The sequence below is a fragment of the Ruegeria sp. SCSIO 43209 genome (assembly GCF_019904295.1).
Classification (GTDB): Bacteria; Pseudomonadota; Alphaproteobacteria; order Rhodobacterales; family Rhodobacteraceae; genus Ruegeria.
This window is the reverse complement of sequence record NZ_CP065359.1, coordinates 1,424,474-1,441,853: the sequence shown is the minus strand read 5'-3', so window position 1 is coordinate 1,441,853 and position 17,380 is coordinate 1,424,474. Positions and strand designations below refer to the sequence as shown.

Here is a 17,380-nt window from a genome sequence, read left to right as displayed (position 1 = left end):
GCAAGAGAGTTGAGTCGGGAGGAGCAAGTGAGTCGCTCAATTTTCCGCAGCGCGCTTTGGTTGGGCTTCTACATCACGATCCTTTGGTCGTGGTGGATGATGGTCTCGATGAGCCGCGATATGGACGTGGACTGGATCGGTCGACCTGGACCGATGGGTCAGGCGATGGCGGCCATGGATCCGCGTATGGACATGTATATGCCCATGGCCGAGTTCGGCCCACTTTTCTGGATGTGGGCGATCATGATGGCGGCCATGATGCTGCCGACATTAGTCCCCACGTTGCGCAGTTATGATGATCTGATCCGCAGCGCGAACGGTACGCGGGCAGGGTGGCTGGGCGTTCTATCCGGATATTTCATAGTTTGGGTGGGCTTTGCTGCGCTGATCACTGGCCTGCAATTGGCGCTGCTGTTTGGCGGAGCGGTTGATATGTTGGGAATCGCTAAATCGCCATATCTGGCCGCCGGCCTGTTGATCACCGTGGGTGCCTTTCAGTTTTCTCGGGCGAAAGAAGTCTGCCACGGTGTTTGCCATGCACCGATGACGTATTTTCTGGGCCACTGGAAAACCGGATTCGGCGGCGGTGTACGCATGGGCGTCGGACTGGGTGCGTTCTGTGTCGGTTGCTGCTGGGGCTTCATGGCGTTGGGCTTTGTCGGCGGCGTCATGAGCCTGCTCTGGATGGGGCTGGCGACCCTGTTCATGGTATTGGAAAAACTTCCCCAGATCGGGCACGCCGTGACCCGTCCTATGGGATTCGTCTTGATTGCGGGTGGTTTTGCACTGCTCGCTCATCACATTGTTTACGGAGGATAAGCCGATGGCTAAAAACAGAAAACCGGATGCAGACAAGCTGCCGGTCAGTCAAAGAATTGACAGCCGGATGCCAAATCCCAAGCGGCGTGAGATGAGCCCGACCGATTGGGCGGTTAAGGGTGAACTGATCCTGAACTGTTCGTGTGACGTATTCTGCCCATGCGTGGTTTCGCTGGGTGCACACCCTCCGACCGAAGGGCATTGCCATGCGTGGATGGGTATCGCGATCGACGAAGGCCATTACGAAGGCGAAGATTTGTCCGGACTGAATGTAGGCCTGTTGGTCGATATCCCCGGACGCATGGGCGAAGGCCAGTGGAAGGTCGCGGCTTATGTGGATGAACGTGCTAGCGGCAAGGCTTACAATGGACTGTTGCAGATATTCAGCGGTCAGGCAGGTGGCACAACCGGGCTGTTCACTATGTTGGTCAGCGAGATCATAGGGGCTGAACGTGCACCGGTTCAGATCGAAAGGGACGGCACCAAACGCCGGATCATGATAGGGCGCAAGATTCAGGGTGAGATCGAAATGCTTGCGGGCAAAGACCCAGAGCACCCGGTGATGGTTTCAAATTCGAAATACTGGATGGGGCCGGACATCATTGTAGCAAAAGGCACGAAATCCAAGGTGCGCGACTATGGTCGCGTATGGGACTTCGGCGGCAAGTCAGCCGAGATCTGCCCGATTGACTGGCACGGGCCTAAGTAATGATAACCGGTGCCTATGCCCGTGAAATGGCGCGATATAACCACTGGCAAAACAACCAGTTAAAGAGCTTTCTCAAAGCTCTTTCAGACGAAGAATTGGCACGGGATCGCGGCGCTTTTTTCGGGTCGATCATGGGAACTGCCAATCATCTGCTTTGGGGGGATTGGATCTGGATTTCCCGGTTTGACAAGGGACCGGGGCCAGGTGGTGGCATTCCTGAGAGTGTCTCGATCTGCACTGGCATGGCCGACTGGCTGCCGCTGCGCGATACGATTGACGCCCGTATTGCCAGATGGGCCAATACGTTGGGGGATGATGTCCTGAGCGGTTCGTTCACGTGGTACTCGGCTGCAAAAGAGAACGACGTAACAAAGCCTTACGGGCAATGCGTCATTCATATGTTCAATCATCAGACACATCATCGCGGACAATTGCACCAAATGCTAACCGAGGCTGGTTCGCAGGCACCTGTCAGCGATCTTGTCTTTCTGCCAGAGGATTTCTGACATGGCAGTCATCTCACCGAACCGGCGCGTGCGCAAAACCCCATTCACTCCGGGCGTCGAGGCCGAAGGCGTCAAAGGGTATACAGTTTATAATCACATGCTGCTTGCGACGGTTTTTGAAAGCGTCGAAGCTGATGCGGCGCATCTGAAACAGCATGTTCAGGTCTGGGATGTCTCGTGTGAGCGGCAGGTACAGATCAAAGGCCCGGATGCGTTGCGGCTGATGAAGATGCTCAGCCCGCGCGATATGGACAAAATGCAGGCGAACCAGTGCTATTATGTGCCGATAGTAGATCACAATGGCGGCATGCTGAATGATCCTGTTGCGATCAAGCTGGCGGATGATCACTATTGGTTGTCGGTTGCCGATGGTGACCTTTGGCAATTTGCTCTGGGAATCGTGATTGCGCTGGGGCTGGATGTCGATATTTCTGAGCCGGATGTGTCGCCCTTGGCGGTACAGGGCCCCAAGGCGGACGAGCTGATGACGCGCGTCTTTGGTGATGAAGTTAGGGATATAAAGTTCTTTCGATATAAACGGTTAGCGTTTGAAGATACATCTTTCGTCGTCGCCCGGTCTGGCTGGTCAAAACAAGGCGGGTTCGAGATATACGTCGAAGGGACGGATTATGGCATGCCACTATGGGACACGCTGTTTTCTAATGGCCGAGACCTGAACGTGCGGGCAGGTTGCCCAAACGGGATTGAGCGTGTTGAAAGCGGTCTGTTGAGTTTCGGGTCGGACATGCGGCGCGAGAATACGCCCTATGAATGCGGGCTAGCACGGTTCTGCAATTCTCCGCTGGATTACATCGGCAAAGCCGCTTTGGCGGATCAGGCAAAAAACGGTCCACCCCGACAGATCCGTTCGCTTGTCATTGAAGGTGAGATCGGACCGTGCACCGAATCTTGGCCGCTGATGGCCGGGGGCCGGCAGGTCGGGCAGGTGGCTTCGGCTGCGTATTCACCCGAGTTTGGAGTGAATGTAGCCATTGGAATGGTCGACCGGTCCCATTGGGCGCCAGGTACGCGGATTGAATTGATGACCGAACATGGAATGCGATGGGCCGAGGTGCAGGAAAAATTCTGGCGCTAAGCCCTTGTTTCAGGAACACAGCCGATTGAGGCAATAGAAGGAGTAAGTTCATGTTTAATGCACTTGTCGTTGAAAAAGATGAAGAAAGTGGCCTCGCAAGCGCTTCGGTGAAGCAGATTTCTCTGGATGCGCTGCCGGATGGAGAAGTGACGATCGCCGTTGAATATTCAACGGTGAACTACAAGGACGGTCTGTGCATGTCGCCCAAAGGCGGTGGTCTGGTGCGTAGCTATCCTCATATTCCGGGCATCGATTATGCGGGCACGGTCGAGCAGTCCTCGGATGCACGCTACAAACCTGGCGACAAGGTCGTGCTGACGGGCTGGCGCGTAGGTGAAGCGCATTGGGGCGGCTATTCACAAAAAGCAAACGCGCGGGCAGATTGGCTGGTGACGTTGCCGGATGGGTTGGATACACGGCAGGCGATGGCAGTTGGCACTGCCGGGTTCACCGCTATGCTGGCCGTCATGGCGCTGGAGGATCAAGGTTTGCAGCCGGGTCATGGCCCGGTGTTGGTCACAGGTGCCGCAGGAGGTGTCGGCTCGGTCGCGACGGCCATTTTGGCCCATCTGGGCTATGAGGTTGCAGCTGTGACCGGGCGTCCTGAAACCGAAGAATACCTGAAATCACTGGGTGCAACCACAATTGTCCCGCGTGACGAGTTGAACGAGACCACCAAGCGTCCGCTGGAAAGTGAAACTTGGTCCGGATGTGTTGATGCGGTGGGCGGAGCGATGCTTGCCCGCGTGCTGGGGCAGATGAAGTATGGGGCCTCGATCGCTGCGGTTGGCCTTGCCGGTGGTGCGGCGCTGCCCGCGACCGTGATCCCATTCCTGCTGCGCGGTGTTAATCTGTTGGGCATCGACAGCGTGATGCAGCCATACGACAACCGGGTCCGTGCCTGGAAGCGTATCGCAACCGATCTGCCCATGGATAAGCTTGAGGCGATGGTCCATGCAGCAACCCTTTCTGATCTGCCCCAGTTGGGAGCGGACATCCTGCAAGGTCAGGTAAAAGGGCGCGTCGTGGTAAACGTGAACGCTTGATAGACAAAACAGACAACGGATCGGCCGGAGCATGCATCCGACCGACCCAATTGTCGGGAATGAGGCCGAAATGCCGGAAACAGTTCTGGCCATTGCCACATTTCGTGACCATGATTGCTATACATCCCATTTGTGATGGCTTAAGACCCATCCGAACATCACCTGAAGACGGGGAGTGAGCAGCATGTCTGATGATTTCGAACTCGATACCGATGATCTGAAACGCCGCATGGACGGTGCCATGGCCAACCTCAGAACCGAATTCGCTTCGCTGCGGACCGGTCGTGCATCGGCTTCAATGCTTGAGCCCGTCATGGTCGATGCTTACGGCGCGATGACTCCGATCAATCAGGTTGGTACCGTGAACGTCCCTGAACCGCGCATGGTAACCGTGAATGTTTGGGACAAGGGCCTCGTCGGCAAAGTTGAAAAGGCCATTCGGGAAAGCGGTTTGGGTATTAACCCGCAACTGAATGGTACCATCATCATGCTGCCGATTCCCGAACTGAACGAAGAACGCCGTCGCGAGCTCGGCAAGGTCGCGGGTCAATATGCAGAAAGCGCACGGGTTTCGATCAGGAATGTGCGCCGTGATGGCATGGACCAGATCAAAAAGGCCAAGGCAGACGGCATGTCCGAGGACGATCAGAAATTCTGGGAAACCGAGGTTCAGGAGCTGACGGATACCATGATCAAATCCGTCGATGATGCGCTCGAGACCAAACAAGCCGAGATCATGCAGGTCTGAGCCTCGGATATGCCAAAGGATCCCGATACCTCTCCGATTGCAGGGCCGCGCCACGTTGCTATCATCATGGACGGCAACGGTCGCTGGGCACAGTCGCGCGGGCGGCCTCGATTGTTTGGCCATCATGCAGGTGCGCGCCGCGTCCGTGAGGTGGTCGAGGCCTGCCCAGGTTTAGGGATCAAGTATCTGACAGTATTTGCGTTTTCGACTGAAAACTGGAAACGCACTCAGGTCGAAGTTGCAGGCCTGATGAGCTTGTTTCGCCGTTACATCGTCAAAGAGACCAAGACCTTGAAAGATAACGGCATTCGGGTCCGTTTCATTGGGGATAGAGTTCGGCTGGATGCCAAGTTGACCGAGCTGATGGATACGCTTGAACGCGAAACACAGAACAATGACCTGGTTCATCTAACCGTTGCCTTGAACTATGGCGGTCGTGACGAGGTGGCGCGCGCGACCAGACGTTTGGCACGTGACGTTGCCGATGGCATTCTGCGCCCCGAGGACGTGGACGAGGAAACTCTGCCCAAATATCTGGACACGCGCGTTCTGCCAGACCCCGATTTGGTGATCCGTACCAGTGGTGAAGCGCGGATTTCTAATTTCCTGCTGTGGCAGTCTGCCTATTCCGAGTACGAATTCATCGATACTCTGTGGCCTGATTTCACCGCTGCAGAACTGGAACGGCTGTGCCGCAACTATGGATCGCGTGAACGGCGGTTTGGAGCGGTCCCGGCATGAGTGATGGCCGATGGTCTGATCTGACTGCCCGGGTTTTGTCGGCTTCGGTTCTTGTGACTATTGCGGCAGTCGAAGTTTGGCTAGGCGGCCTGTGGTTTGAGATATTTATCGGCACCGTCTGCGGTCTGATGATATGGGAACTGATCCGGATGATCGACCCAGAACGTCGGGGTGTCGCGATTCAGCTGGCGATACTGACCGGGTTCGCCGTGGTCCTAAGCTATCATCTACCACCGCTATACAAGCTTCCATGTTTGGTGGCCCCGGCTTTGGTAGGAGCAGGACAGATCAACCGTGCGCGCGGGATATACGTCCTGTTTGCCCTTTGGATAGCGATGTCGGGGCTGGGATTCATATCGATCCGAGAGAACCTGGGATTTGGATGGATGGTTTGGCTGATCCTTGTGGTCGTGGCCACGGATGTCGCCGGGTATTTTGTGGGCAAAACGCTTGGCGGACCTAAGTTCTGGCCCAGAGTTAGCCCCAAGAAGACATGGTCCGGTACGGTTGGAGGCTGGGTTGCTGCCGCGCTGGTCGGAACAGTTTTTGCGCACTATGCCGGTTTCGGCATTGCTTTTATCGTTGTCTCCGTTCTTGCCTCTATGGCCAGCCAGATCGGTGATATTGTTGAAAGCGCGACAAAACGTGGCTTCGGCGTTAAGGACAGCTCAAACCTTATACCCGGTCATGGCGGGTTTCTGGATCGGTTTGATGGGATGATGGGCGCGTCAGTCTTTGTGTTGCTCGCAGGGCTGTTTTACGCGCCCGGAGGTATGTGATGCGAAGGGTATCCATATTTGGTGCGACTGGTTCCATTGGCCAGAATACGATTGATCTGATCGCAAGAAATCCGAATGCCTATGACGTCGTCGCGTTGACCGGTGGACGCAACGTCGCGCAGCTTGCACGCGATGCAGTGCGCCTGGATGCAGACGTGGCGGTGACTGCGTTTGATGACAAACTCGATGATCTGCGTGACGCATTGGCCGGCAGCGGAGTGCGAGCGGCTGCGGGGCAGGCCGCTCTGATCGAGGCCGGGGCGCGACCGGCGGATTGGGTGATGTCTGCAATTGTCGGTTCCGCAGGACTGGCTCCGGGGATCGAAGCGTTGAAACAAGGGGCGACACTCGCGCTTGCCAACAAGGAAACGCTGGTTTGTGCCGGGCCGCTGGTTCTGGAAACAGCTCGGGCGCATGGCGCCACGCTATTACCCGTGGATAGCGAACATTCGGCAGTTTTTCAGGCGCTTGTGGGCGAGGATATGACAAGCGTCGAACGGATCATTATCACCGCAAGCGGTGGAGCGTTCCGGGATTGGCCGCTTGGCGATCTGGCCAAAGCAACTGTTGAACAGGCATCGAGTCATCCGAACTGGAACATGGGACAGCGGATTACGATCGACAGCGCATCTATGTTCAACAAGGCATTGGAAGTTATAGAAACCAAAGAATATTTTGGCGTTAACCCATCGAATATCGAAGTCCTCGTGCACCCCGAATCCATCGTTCACGCACTGGTCGGATTTCGGGACGGCGCCTTGATGGCGCATCTGGGGGCTCCGGATATGCGCCATGCCATCGGGTACGCGCTGCATTGGCCCGAACGGCGCGATTTACCAGTTGCGCGTCTGGATCTCGCGCAACTGGTTCAGTTGCGATTTCATGCACCGGATGAAGCGCGTTACCCGGCTTTGCGTCTTGCCCGCGAAGTGATGCAGCGCGGCGGCTTGTCCGGTGCGATCTTCAACGCCGCCAAAGAGCGCGCATTGGACCACTTTATAGAAAACCGGATACGTTTTTTGGATATGGCAGACACGGTGTCGGCCGTGTTGGAGCGTTTTGAGGCTTCAGACAGCCTGATTGATGCACCATTGACCCTTGATAATGTACAGCAAACGGACCATCTCGCACGTCAGTGGGTCGATGAAACCGTATTGGAACGAGCAGGATAGAACTTTTGGACATACTCTCTTTGATCCCGCAATTTGGCAATCTGCTCTACACGATAATAGCCTTCGTTATTGCGCTTTCAGTGATTGTCGCGGTGCACGAATACGGCCACTACATCGTTGGTCGGTGGTCTGGCATTCATGCCGAAGTGTTCTCGATCGGTTTCGGCCCGGTTCTATGGAGCCGCGTAGACAAGCGCGGCACTCGCTGGCAGGTCGCGCTGCTGCCATTTGGCGGTTATGTCAAATTCCTGGGGGATGCCAATGCCGCGTCCGGCAAAGACGTAGACGCGATGAGTGAGATCTCTGCACAAAGCCCGGAAGAGCTGCGCCGCACCATGCACGGCGCCCCGCTTTGGGCGCGTGCGGCTACTGTTGCGGCAGGGCCAGTCTTTAATTTCGTGATGTCGATATTGGTGTTTGGCCTGATTTTCTGGTCGCAGGGTGTTTCCCGTGAACCTTTGACAGTTGGTGCACTGCAGCCGTTGCCTGGTACAATTCAGGGTCTGCAGGAGGGCGATGAGATTATCGCCATCGCAGGCATTCCAACACCGGATTTCGATGACGCAAGCAACTGGTCCGATTTCATCAATTCGCTGCCTGTAGAACCAGAGCTGGACTATACGGTTATCCGAGATGGAGAGACCACTGATGTCGTGGCACCTTGGCTCTTTCCACCGCTAATCCAACAGGTTACGCCGCGCAGTGCAGCGATGGACATACAGTTGCAGCAAGGCGACGTAATCACGGCGGTAGACGGTGATCCGATCTTTGCGTTCGAGCAGCTTAAAGAACATGTCGAAGGATCGAACGGGCGCGTATTGCTGCTGGATGTATGGCGCGACGGGGCGGATTTAGAATTTGCACTTGCGCCCCGACGCACCGACGAGCCGACGTCCGATGGTGGTTTCATCACCCATTGGCGCATCGGTATCGTCGGCGGCATGATGATCGATCCCGAAACCGTTCCAGCGGGCATTTGGGATTCGATCGAAGGTGGCGTGGTCCAAACCGGGCGCATCATCGAAGGCTCACTGTCGGGAATGTGGCACATGATCACCGGAGCGATCAGCACCTGCAACATTTCCGGGCCGATCGGTATTGCCGAAACCTCGGGTGCTATGGCCAGCCAGGGAGCACAGAACTTCATCTTCTTCATCGCCGTATTGTCAACGGCGGTCGGGTTGCTGAACCTGTTCCCGATCCCAGCCTTGGATGGGGGACATTTGCTATTCTACGCTTATGAAGCTGTGTCTGGCAGACCACCCAGTGATAAAGCGCTGAGGGTACTGATGGGGGTCGGTGTCACGCTAATCCTGTCATTGATGCTTTTCTCGGTCAGTAATGATCTGTTCTGCTGATTAAGGCGATCTTGGCACCGTTCCGACGCAAAATTGCCGCAATTCAAGCCTATCTTATTGGAGTGCATCGATAAGTGTAGGCTTGAGTTCAATGACCAAGGCGTTTCAAAAATCCTATCAGAGTGTCAGCGTCCTGTTCCAGTTGAACTGGGATATGCTGCTTAGCTTTGCCGTGACTGCACTGGCCCTAGCTGTGGGTGGTTATCTGCTCGGTTTGTGATTCTCCTGAACATGTCTGACTTACGTGCAACGGCCTGATGGGCCGTTTTTGCTTTTTCGTCTTTTGACATGGCCTCACAATCGGGCTACTCAGCAGCTAAAGGCTGAAAATTCTGGGTAGTGATAAAAATGACTGACAGCAGGCGCACGGGCACATACTGCGGCTCGCGGGGGCGGAAAAACAACATTTTGTGGCAGGCACTAACGTTCTTTTTCCTTTTTGCTACACCGGGTTTACTGGTTCTGACGCAGCCCGCACAGGCGCAATCTTACACCATCAACAGCTTCGAAGTTGAGGGCAATCGACGGATCGAGACTTCGACGATTATCGCCCGCACCGGAATCGAACCGGGGCAGACTGTTACGGCAGGACAATTGAATGATGCCTTCCAGCGTTTGCTTGACAGTGGTGTTTTTGAAACAGTCGAACTTACACCGCGTGGCAGTACGTTGGTCATTGCGGTCGAGGAATACCCGACCATCAACCAGATCAGCATCGAGGGCAATCGCCGCGTAAAAGATGATCTCCTGCTCGAAGCGATATCGTCCCAAACCCGCCGCGTATTCACGCCTCAACAGGCCGAAGCGGACGCTGACCTGATTGCCGAAGTATATTCGGCGCAGGGCCGCGTATCCGCGACGGTTATCCCGCGTATCATACGTCGCAGCGATAACCGTGTCGATCTGGTGTTCGAAGTCGCCGAAGGAACGACAATCGAGGTCGAGCGCGTCAGTTTTGTAGGAAACCGCGCGTTTTCGGACCGTCGCCTGCGCCGCGTGCTTGAAACAAAGCAGGCGAACATTCTGCGGACCTTCCTTCGCGGCGACACCTTCATTGCCGACAGAATCGAATTTGACAAACAGGTGATCCGTGATTTCTACCTGTCACGCGGTTATATCGATTTTCGCGTCAATAGTGCCAATGTCGAATTCACCCGTGAACGGGATGCATTCTTTCTGGTTATGAACGTCACAGAAGGACAGCGGTTCTCGTTCGGTCAGATTACGACCGTCAGTGAGATCCCGGGTGTGGACCCGGCGCCTTATCAGGCGGCTCTGAAAGTCAAACCAGGTGTAATTTACTCTCCGACGGTGCTTGAGAACTCGATCGCGCGGATGGAGCGTCTGGGGCTGAAAAACGGCGTTGATTTCCTGCGGGTCGAGCCCCGGGTAACGCGTAATCCCCGCGATCTGACGTTGGATGTCCAGTTCGTGCTGACCCGTGGCCCGCGTATCTTTGTGGAACGCATCGATATCGAGGGGAACACAACCACGCTAGACCGTGTGATCCGCCGCCAATTCGATACCGTTGAAGGCGACCCCTTCAATCCCCGCGAAATCCGCCAGAGCGCCGAACGTATTCGCGCCTTGGGTTTCTTCTCGGTCGCTGATGTGGAAACCCGCGAGGGATCGTCGCCAAGCCAGGTCATCGTGGACGTGGATGTCGAAGAACAACCAACCGGTTCGTTGAGCCTGGGTGGTAGCTACTCGGTCTCGGACGGTTTCGGGATCGCAATCGGATTGAATGAATCGAACTTCCTCGGCCGCGGGCAAAACCTGGGTATCACGTTGTCGACAGCTCAGGATTCTGAGCAGTACGTTATCAACTTTACCGAGCCTTATCTGCTGGGCCGTAAGCTACGCTTTGATCTTGGGCTTGGTCTGGCCAGCACCAACTCGAGCTTTGCCAGCTACGACACAAAAACAGTGTTCTTCCGCCCACAGCTGAGCTACGCGATCGGTGAATTGTCGGCACTGCGTCTTCGCTATGGTTGGGATCGCAGCGAAATGACCCAGCAGAGCAATGAGCGGAACGGCGCTGTCATCTCATCAGAGATCGATCAGGGGAAACGAACCAGCAGTTCTCTGGGGGTGTCCTACGTATACGATAGCCGTATTGGTGGCCTGAACCCCACAGCGGGCGTCCTGTTCGAAGTCGGCGTGGATGCTGCTGGTCTTGGCGGGGACAATGAATTCTTCAAAACCACGGCACGGGCGATAGCCCAGAAACGCGTCCTCAACGAAGAAGTCGTATTGCGCGCGACGCTTGAATTGGGTGCACTGAACTGGACCGGGGACGATTTCAGCCGCACGCTCGACCGGTTTGTTCTAGGTCCTAGCACATTCCGCGGGTTTGAGCCTGCTGGTATCGGGCCGCGTGACCTTTCGAACGGGCAGGACGATGCCATCGGCGGCAACTACTACTGGGTTGCTCGTTTCGAATCGGACTTCCCGCTGGGGCTGCCCGAAGAACTGGGGCTGCGTGGCGGCGTCTTCTACGATGTTGGCAACCTCTACAATCTCAACAACGTCAACACCGCTGGCGCTGATATTGTTGGTGAAAGCGGTTCGATCCGGCATGTTGTAGGGGTATCCGTACTGTGGGAAACACCGTTTGGTCCGCTTCGCTTCAACTTCTCGCAGGCCCTCAAGAAAGAGGACTTCGATAAAGAGCAAAGCTTTGACCTGACCGTTCAAGCCAGGTTCTGATCGCGAATGATCACCGAAGTTAAGAACATCCTGCAGGGCCCGCTAAGGGCCCTGTGCGTTTTGGTACTTGTAGCTGTAGCAATGCCGCTGGGTGCGCAGCAATTGGGCGTGCCACAAACAGACGTTCTGACAATCTCCAGTGAGCGTTTGTTTGCAGATTCCGCCTTTGGGCAGCGCGTCTTTCGCGAGATTGAAGCCGAAAGCACCCTTTTGGCTGAAGAAAACGAACGGATTGTGGCGCAGTTGAGCAAGGAAGAAAAATATCTGACCGAAAAGAGGTCAGATCTTTCGGCGGACGAGTTTCGCCCGCTTGCCGAAGCTTTTGACGAGAAAGTTCAATCACACCGTGACGGCCAGCGCGCCAAACTGGACGCATTAGCGCGGCGCGGCGAAGAGGCGCGTGGTCAGTTTTTTGAAATGGCGCAACCGGTGCTGATCGAATTGCTGCGCGAATTTGGCGCCTCGATTGTGATCGAGCGGTCCAATGTGGTTCTAAGCACGGACGCCTCAGATATTACCAACGCTGCGATCGCCAGGATCGATGCCGCTATCGGCGACGGCGCTACACTTGAAAACAATAACAACGAATAGGCTGGCTTGCCCTTGGGTACGGGTATTGCTAACCACGCTTGAAAGAGACATCCAGAACAGGACATCCGCACCATGACCACGGAAACCAAGAGCGCCGACATTCAGCTGATTCAGCGTATATTGCCGCATCGCTATCCGTTTTTGTTGGTCGACAAGGTTGTGGATATCGATGGCTATCAATCAGCGGTGGGCATCAAGAATGTCACCATGAACGAGCCGCACTTTCAGGGCCATTTCCCCGGAACTCCGATCATGCCTGGCGTGACCATTGTCGAGGCGATGGCGCAGACTGCAGGGGTTATGCTGGGTGTCGGCATGGATGTAATCGACAGCGAGTTGCTGATCTATTTCATGAATATCGACAAATGCAAATTCCGCCGCAAGGTCGTACCTGGCGATGTTCTCGAAATGCATGTCGAAACTGTACGCGGTAAGAAAGGTGGCAAGATCTTCAAGTTCAGCGGCCGCGCGACAGTCGAGGGCGAGGTTGCTGCCGAAGCTGAATTTTCGGCCTATGTCGACTGGGACATGGAAAAAACAACATGAGCGGTATTCATCCCAGCGCCATTATCGAAGACGGTGCGCAGATCGGGCAGGGTTGTACGATTGGTCCATTCTGCCATATCGGTCCGCAGGTCCGTCTGGGCGATCGGGTCGAACTGAAATCCCATGTCGTAGTCACCGGCGATACGTCAATTGGTGATGACACAGTGATTTTCAGCTTTGCTGTTGTCGGGGAAATTCCGCAAGACAAGAAATTCGGTGGCGAGAACACGCGCCTTGAAATCGGTGAGCGCAACCGTATCCGCGAACACGTCACTATCAACACCGGCACGGATGGCGGCGGTGGTATCACCCGGATTGGCGATGACTGCTTACTGATGGCCGGTGTCCACGTGGCGCATGATGTACAAATCGGCAACCGGGTCATTCTGGTGAATCACGCTGGCGCGGCTGGTCACTGTATTATCGAGGATGACGTCATCGTTGGCGGAATTTCGGGCCTACATCAGTTCGTGCGCGTAGGTCGCGGTGCCATCATTGGCGCGCTTACGATGGTCCCGAATGATGTGATCCCATATGGGCTTGTTCAGGCGCCTCGGGGCGAGCTGGATGGCTTGAATCTGGTCGGTTTGAAACGGCGTGGTGTAACGCGTGAGGATATCTCGGCATTGCGCGCGGCCTTCAAGGAACTGTCAGAAGGAGACGGCACCTTCATGGATCGCGCCACCCGGCTGGGCGAGGATGCAGACAACGAATATGTGCGCCAGATCGTCGAATTTGTGACGGGGCAAACAGACCGTTCGTTCCTGACCCCGAGGAAGTAGGCCAATGCTGGCATTGATCGCAGGAACTGGCGCTTTACCAGACGAGGTGGTCACTTGTCTGCCAAACCGCCCGCTAATCTGCGCTCTGGAAGGGTTTGAGCCCGATACACTGACCACCGACTTGGTTTTTCCATTAGAGCAACTGGGTAGCTTCATCGCCGATCTCAAAGCCCGCGGCGTGACCGAGATTTGCATGGCAGGGGCCGTGCGTCGTCCGACTGTCAATCCAGCTCGCATTGATGCGGCGACGATGCCGCTGGTGCCGATCCTGCAAAAGGCCATCATGGCCGGTGACGACGGCGCATTGCGCGCGGTCATTGGAATATTTGAGGATGCCGGTTTGACGGTCCGTGCGGCGCATGAGATCGCGCCGGATTTGCTGCCGCCTCTTGGCTCATCGACCGAAGCCCAGCCTTCTGAAACTGATCACGCCGACGCAGATCGAGCGGCAGGAATCCTGCGCAACATGGGGACGGCGGATATCGGTCAGGCTTGCGTAGTACTGAAATCTCAAGCGTTGGCGATCGAGTGCATCTATGGCACCGCATGGATGCTGCAATCCTTGACTCAGCGCCCCGACGCGGGCGGTGGCATTCTGTACAAGGGTCCAAAACCAGATCAGGATCGCCGCGCAGATATGCCTGCCATCGGACCCGACACCGTTTCGGCGGCTGTCGCGGCGGGCCTGTCGGGCATTGTCATCGAAAAGGGTGGCGTCATTGTTTTGCAGCGCGACCGCGTGATTGAAGAATGCAATCGCCTTGGTCTGTTTCTTTATGTCCGCGAGCGCACGGTCTGATGCGCGTATTTCTGGTCGCCGGTGAACCTTCGGGCGACCGTTTAGGGGCCGCGTTGATGGAAGGTCTGCGTACCCTTTTACCAGAGGTGCAGTTTGATGGGGTTGGCGGGCCGCTAATGCAGGCGCAGGGGCTGACCAGCCGATTTCCCATGTCCGAACTCAGCATTATGGGGTTGGTCGAGGTTCTGCCCAAGTTCTTTCACCTAAAACGCCGTATCGCTGAGACTGCTCAGGCAGTTCTAGACACGAAGCCTGATGTACTGATCACTATCGACAGCCCGGATTTCTCGTTGCGTGTGGCTAAGCTGGTAAAGGCCTCCAGCGAGATTCGCACTGTCCACTACGTTGCCCCCAGCGTCTGGGCCTGGAGACCGGGGCGCGCAGACAAGATGGCGAAAGTAATCGATCACGTCCTTGCGCTGTTACCCTTTGAACCGCCTTATATGGAGCGGGCAGGGATGGAGTGTGACTTTGTCGGCCATCCGGTTGTGAACGAACCCATTGCGTCCGATCAGGATATCCAGCGATTCCGCGCGGCTCACGATCTGGGCGACGCGCCGATCGTGCTGGCTTTGCCCGGCTCCCGACGGGGTGAGGTCGAACGGCTGGCTCCGATCTTTGGCGCTGCTTTGCAGGAATTTCTGAAAGACCGTCCCGATATGCGCGTGGTTGTACCTGCAGTAACGCACATGGTTGATGCGGTCGTCGAACAGGTTCGGAACTGGCCGGGGAATCCGATAGTTGTCGATCCGCGGGAATTGCCCTCGGACGACGCGCAAGCGCAGAAACGGGCAGCGTTTGCCGCAGCTGATCTTGCATTGGCTGCATCCGGCACGGTCTCATTGGAACTGGCCGCGCAGGCAACACCGATGGTGATCGCCTATAACCTCAACTGGCTGACCACGCTGATCGCAAAACGAATGGTTAAGCTGGACACCGTCACACTGGTCAATCTGGTCTCGGAGACACACGCAGTACCCGAATGTCTGCTGGATGAATGCCAACCGGACAAGATCGCTTCGGCGTTGGAACAGGTGGCCGCCACCCCCGACGCCCAACATCAAGCCATGGCGACGACGATGGAGCGTCTTGGTCGCGGTGGCGAAGCACCGGGTTTGCGTGCGGCAAGGTCCGTTTTGGACAGAATGAAATCGTGATGCTGGATCATGTGATCTTTGCTGCTTCTGCCTTCATGGCGCAGGTTTTGACCAATCTCGACAACCTTGCAGCTCTTGTAGCGTTGATGATGGTGTCTGGTCCGCGCCGGACCGTTGCGGGGTTCCTGCTGGCGCAGATGTTAATCATCGCTGCCGCCTTATTGTTGGCCTTGGGTGTCGATGATGTGGTGCCACATTGGGCTGGATATCTGGGCGTGATACCACTTGGCCTCGGGCTGATCGGAGTTATCCGTCAGTTCCGCGGATCGGAGACCGAGGAGGCCCCTCAAATATCCACGGGTGCTTCGACATTCGTCACCATGCTGCTGTTCATAAGTCTGTCGATGGACACGTTCGCTGTGCTTGCGCCGCTATTGGCCGACTCAGCCCCCAGCTATCGGATTGCGGGTGTCACCGGCGCGGTGGCCGCAGCGCTGACGCTGACCATGCTGGGGCTTTGGGGTGCACAATCCCCAATCATGACCGGCGGTTTCGCACGTCGGCTTGAGAAACTGGTGCCTTACGTGATGATTTGTGCCGGGATCTATATCCTCAGCAACTCGTGGACTGACGCGATTTAGTAACCGCGCCAGATCCAGCCGCCGCCAAAGATACGGCTGCTATCGGTTTCGTAGAACACACAAGCCTGACCCGGAGAGATACCTTCCTCGGGCGTCAGCAATTCAACCTCGGCTGTTGTGTCCGAAAGGGGGCGAATAATCGCCTCACGCGGGGGGCGGGTCGAGCGGACTTTGACCGAAACATGCCATTCGTTCTTTGACGTGAACGGTTCGTCTCCCAGCCAATTGATCTCGCGCACGGGAACGGTTCTTGTGGCCAACATCTCTTTGGGGCCGACAACAACCTGTTTCTTGTCCACATCCAGCTTGACCACATACAAAGGTTCGCTGAGACCACCGATACCGAGCCCACGACGCTGACCGATCGTATAGTGAATCACCCCGTTATGCTGCGCTAGAACGCGGCCATCGGCGTGTACGATCTCACCGGGTTCTGCGGCTCCGGGGCGCAGTTTTTCGATCACGCTGGCATAGTTTCCGTTGGGCACAAAACAGATGTCCTGACTATCCGGCTTGTCCGCAACGGCCAGCCCATATTGTGCCGCCATCTCGCGCGTGGCGTCTTTGGAGGGCAGGTGGCCAAGCGGGAAACGCAGGAAATCCAACTGTTCCGGTGTGGTCGAAAATAGGAAATAGGACTGATCGCGATTTGCATCCTCAGCGCTATGAAGCTCGGCGCCATTGGGGCCCATCTTTCGCTGGATGTAATGGCCTGTGGCCATGCAGTCGGCCTCAAGGTCCTTGGCGGTCTCAAGCAAGTCCTTGAACTTCACCCGTTCATTGCAACGGATGCAGGGCACCGGAGTCGCGCCGGCAAGATAGCTGTCGGCGAATTCGTCGATTACAGCGTCCTTGAAGATATTTTCATAGTCCAAGACGTAGTGAGGGAACCCGCGTTCTTCCGCCACGCGACGCGCATCGTGAATGTCGATCCCCGCACAGCACGCGCCTTTCTTGGCCAACGCCGCACCGTGATCGTAAAGCTGCAGAGTAACACCTACGACATCATAGCCTTGATCAGCGAGATGGGCCGCCACAACAGAGCTGTCCACACCGCCGGACATGGCCACGACAACCCGCGTTTCCGAGGGTGGTTTGGCAAAGCCAAGCGAGTTCAGCGGGGTCTCGGTATCGAGGGCCATAGGTGGTTCCTGTCCGGGTTAAGAAAGACCGGCAGAATATAAGAAAATTCTAGACACTCTCAAGGGGCGGTTTCACGCCCTTTTAAGTAGGCTGGGTGC

Annotated in this window: 19 protein-coding genes; 18 read left to right on the top strand and 1 reads right to left on the bottom strand. The window is 56.1% G+C overall.

What is annotated here, in order from left to right; translation table 11 throughout:
• Positions 1-27 precede the first annotated feature (27 nt).
• The 18 genes from I5192_RS07270 (at position 28) to I5192_RS07190 (ending at position 16,139) form a co-directional block, all read left to right on the top strand.
• Complete coding sequence (locus I5192_RS07270) at positions 28-819, top strand: DUF2182 domain-containing protein (protein ID WP_170595689.1); 792 nt, start codon at positions 28-30, stop codon at positions 817-819.
• 4 nt (positions 820-823) lie between these two features.
• Positions 824-1,528 carry a DUF1326 domain-containing protein gene (locus I5192_RS07265; protein WP_170393142.1) on the top strand — a complete coding sequence of 235 codons (705 nt, stop codon included), beginning with the start codon at positions 824-826 and terminating at the stop codon, positions 1,526-1,528.
• Positions 1,528-2,034 carry a DinB family protein gene (locus I5192_RS07260; protein ID WP_170393141.1) on the top strand — a complete coding sequence of 169 codons (507 nt, stop codon included), beginning with the start codon at positions 1,528-1,530 and terminating at the stop codon, positions 2,032-2,034. Before I5192_RS07265 ends, I5192_RS07260 begins: the two co-directional genes overlap by 1 nt.
• A gap of 1 nt (position 2,035) precedes the next feature.
• Complete coding sequence (locus I5192_RS07255; RefSeq protein ID WP_223118076.1) at positions 2,036-3,130, top strand: dimethylsulfoniopropionate demethylase; 1,095 nt, start codon at positions 2,036-2,038, stop codon at positions 3,128-3,130.
• A 50-nt stretch (positions 3,131-3,180) separates the two neighbouring features.
• On the top strand, positions 3,181-4,176 hold the full coding sequence (acuI, locus tag I5192_RS07250) for an acryloyl-CoA reductase (RefSeq protein ID WP_223118075.1): 996 nt from the start codon (positions 3,181-3,183) through the stop codon (positions 4,174-4,176).
• Positions 4,177-4,360: 184 nt separating this feature from the next.
• Complete coding sequence (gene frr, locus I5192_RS07245) at positions 4,361-4,924, top strand: ribosome recycling factor (RefSeq protein WP_170393138.1); 564 nt, start codon at positions 4,361-4,363, stop codon at positions 4,922-4,924.
• 9 nt (positions 4,925-4,933) lie between these two features.
• Entirely contained in the window at positions 4,934-5,665 is a 732-nt protein-coding gene (locus I5192_RS07240; RefSeq protein ID WP_170421502.1) for an isoprenyl transferase, read from the top strand.
• A complete protein-coding gene (locus I5192_RS07235; protein WP_170635686.1) occupies positions 5,662-6,444 on the top strand; it encodes a phosphatidate cytidylyltransferase in 783 nt (260 codons plus the stop codon). The genes I5192_RS07240 and I5192_RS07235 overlap by 4 nt, the downstream gene beginning before the upstream one ends.
• The gene (gene dxr / locus I5192_RS07230) at positions 6,444-7,616 is read left to right on the top strand and encodes a 1-deoxy-D-xylulose-5-phosphate reductoisomerase (RefSeq protein ID WP_223118074.1); all 1,173 of its coding nucleotides are present in this window, start codon (positions 6,444-6,446) and stop codon (positions 7,614-7,616) included. Before I5192_RS07235 ends, dxr begins: the two co-directional genes overlap by 1 nt.
• A gap of 5 nt (positions 7,617-7,621) precedes the next feature.
• On the top strand, positions 7,622-8,974 hold the full coding sequence (rseP, locus tag I5192_RS07225) for an RIP metalloprotease RseP (RefSeq protein WP_170595683.1): 1,353 nt from the start codon (positions 7,622-7,624) through the stop codon (positions 8,972-8,974).
• Positions 8,975-9,065: 91 nt separating this feature from the next.
• Positions 9,066-9,194 (top strand): hypothetical protein, encoded by a 129-nt coding sequence (locus I5192_RS22475; protein ID WP_255612105.1) that lies wholly within the window; start codon positions 9,066-9,068, stop codon positions 9,192-9,194.
• Positions 9,195-9,322: 128 nt separating this feature from the next.
• A complete protein-coding gene (gene bamA, locus I5192_RS07220; RefSeq protein WP_170800886.1) occupies positions 9,323-11,683 on the top strand; it encodes an outer membrane protein assembly factor BamA in 2,361 nt (786 codons plus the stop codon).
• A 6-nt stretch (positions 11,684-11,689) separates the two neighbouring features.
• On the top strand, positions 11,690-12,274 hold the full coding sequence (locus I5192_RS07215) for an OmpH family outer membrane protein (RefSeq protein ID WP_223118073.1): 585 nt from the start codon (positions 11,690-11,692) through the stop codon (positions 12,272-12,274).
• Between the two features lie 72 nt (positions 12,275-12,346).
• The gene (fabZ, locus tag I5192_RS07210) at positions 12,347-12,820 is read left to right on the top strand and encodes a 3-hydroxyacyl-ACP dehydratase FabZ (protein ID WP_170393131.1); all 474 of its coding nucleotides are present in this window, start codon (positions 12,347-12,349) and stop codon (positions 12,818-12,820) included.
• The gene (gene lpxA, locus I5192_RS07205; RefSeq protein ID WP_170405636.1) at positions 12,817-13,602 is read left to right on the top strand and encodes an acyl-ACP--UDP-N-acetylglucosamine O-acyltransferase; all 786 of its coding nucleotides are present in this window, start codon (positions 12,817-12,819) and stop codon (positions 13,600-13,602) included. The genes fabZ and lpxA overlap by 4 nt, the downstream gene beginning before the upstream one ends.
• Before the next feature lie 4 nt (positions 13,603-13,606).
• Positions 13,607-14,401, top strand: coding sequence for an LpxI family protein (locus I5192_RS07200; RefSeq protein ID WP_223118072.1), 795 nt, complete (start codon positions 13,607-13,609; stop codon positions 14,399-14,401).
• Entirely contained in the window at positions 14,401-15,558 is a 1,158-nt protein-coding gene (lpxB, locus tag I5192_RS07195; protein WP_223118071.1) for a lipid-A-disaccharide synthase, read from the top strand. Before I5192_RS07200 ends, lpxB begins: the two co-directional genes overlap by 1 nt.
• A complete protein-coding gene (locus I5192_RS07190) occupies positions 15,558-16,139 on the top strand; it encodes a hypothetical protein (protein ID WP_170393127.1) in 582 nt (193 codons plus the stop codon). Before lpxB ends, I5192_RS07190 begins: the two co-directional genes overlap by 1 nt.
• On the opposite strand, the gene mnmA is transcribed toward I5192_RS07190, so the two are convergent.
• Positions 16,136-17,281, bottom strand: a complete 1,146-nt coding sequence (mnmA, locus tag I5192_RS07185) for a tRNA 2-thiouridine(34) synthase MnmA (RefSeq protein WP_170405650.1) — start codon at positions 17,279-17,281, stop codon at positions 16,136-16,138. The two genes, I5192_RS07190 and mnmA, sit on opposite strands and share 4 nt — an antisense overlap.
• Positions 17,282-17,380 lie beyond the last annotated feature (99 nt).

What these genes read in the sequence shown, in the direction of transcription:
- I5192_RS07265 (WP_170393142.1), top strand. Translation starts at nt 824, where the DNA reads ATGGCTAAAAACAGAAAACCGGATGCAGACAAGCTGCCGGTCAGTCAA.
- I5192_RS07260 (WP_170393141.1), top strand. Translation starts at nt 1,528, where the DNA reads ATGATAACCGGTGCCTATGCCCGTGAAATGGCGCGATATAACCACTGG.
- I5192_RS07255 (WP_223118076.1), top strand. Translation starts at nt 2,036, where the DNA reads ATGGCAGTCATCTCACCGAACCGGCGCGTGCGCAAAACCCCATTCACT.
- acuI (WP_223118075.1), top strand. Translation starts at nt 3,181, where the DNA reads ATGTTTAATGCACTTGTCGTTGAAAAAGATGAAGAAAGTGGCCTCGCA.
- frr (WP_170393138.1), top strand. Translation starts at nt 4,361, where the DNA reads ATGTCTGATGATTTCGAACTCGATACCGATGATCTGAAACGCCGCATG.
- I5192_RS07240 (WP_170421502.1), top strand. Translation starts at nt 4,934, where the DNA reads ATGCCAAAGGATCCCGATACCTCTCCGATTGCAGGGCCGCGCCACGTT.
- I5192_RS07235 (WP_170635686.1), top strand. Translation starts at nt 5,662, where the DNA reads ATGAGTGATGGCCGATGGTCTGATCTGACTGCCCGGGTTTTGTCGGCT.
- dxr (WP_223118074.1), top strand. Translation starts at nt 6,444, where the DNA reads ATGCGAAGGGTATCCATATTTGGTGCGACTGGTTCCATTGGCCAGAAT.
- I5192_RS22475 (WP_255612105.1), top strand. Translation starts at nt 9,066, where the DNA reads ATGACCAAGGCGTTTCAAAAATCCTATCAGAGTGTCAGCGTCCTGTTC.
- bamA (WP_170800886.1), top strand. Translation starts at nt 9,323, where the DNA reads ATGACTGACAGCAGGCGCACGGGCACATACTGCGGCTCGCGGGGGCGG.
- I5192_RS07215 (WP_223118073.1), top strand. Translation starts at nt 11,690, where the DNA reads ATGATCACCGAAGTTAAGAACATCCTGCAGGGCCCGCTAAGGGCCCTG.
- fabZ (WP_170393131.1), top strand. Translation starts at nt 12,347, where the DNA reads ATGACCACGGAAACCAAGAGCGCCGACATTCAGCTGATTCAGCGTATA.
- lpxA (WP_170405636.1), top strand. Translation starts at nt 12,817, where the DNA reads ATGAGCGGTATTCATCCCAGCGCCATTATCGAAGACGGTGCGCAGATC.
- I5192_RS07200 (WP_223118072.1), top strand. Translation starts at nt 13,607, where the DNA reads ATGCTGGCATTGATCGCAGGAACTGGCGCTTTACCAGACGAGGTGGTC.
- lpxB (WP_223118071.1), top strand. Translation starts at nt 14,401, where the DNA reads ATGCGCGTATTTCTGGTCGCCGGTGAACCTTCGGGCGACCGTTTAGGG.
- I5192_RS07190 (WP_170393127.1), top strand. Translation starts at nt 15,558, where the DNA reads ATGCTGGATCATGTGATCTTTGCTGCTTCTGCCTTCATGGCGCAGGTT.
- mnmA (WP_170405650.1), bottom strand. Translation starts at nt 17,281, where the DNA reads ATGGCCCTCGATACCGAGACCCCGCTGAACTCGCTTGGCTTTGCCAAA.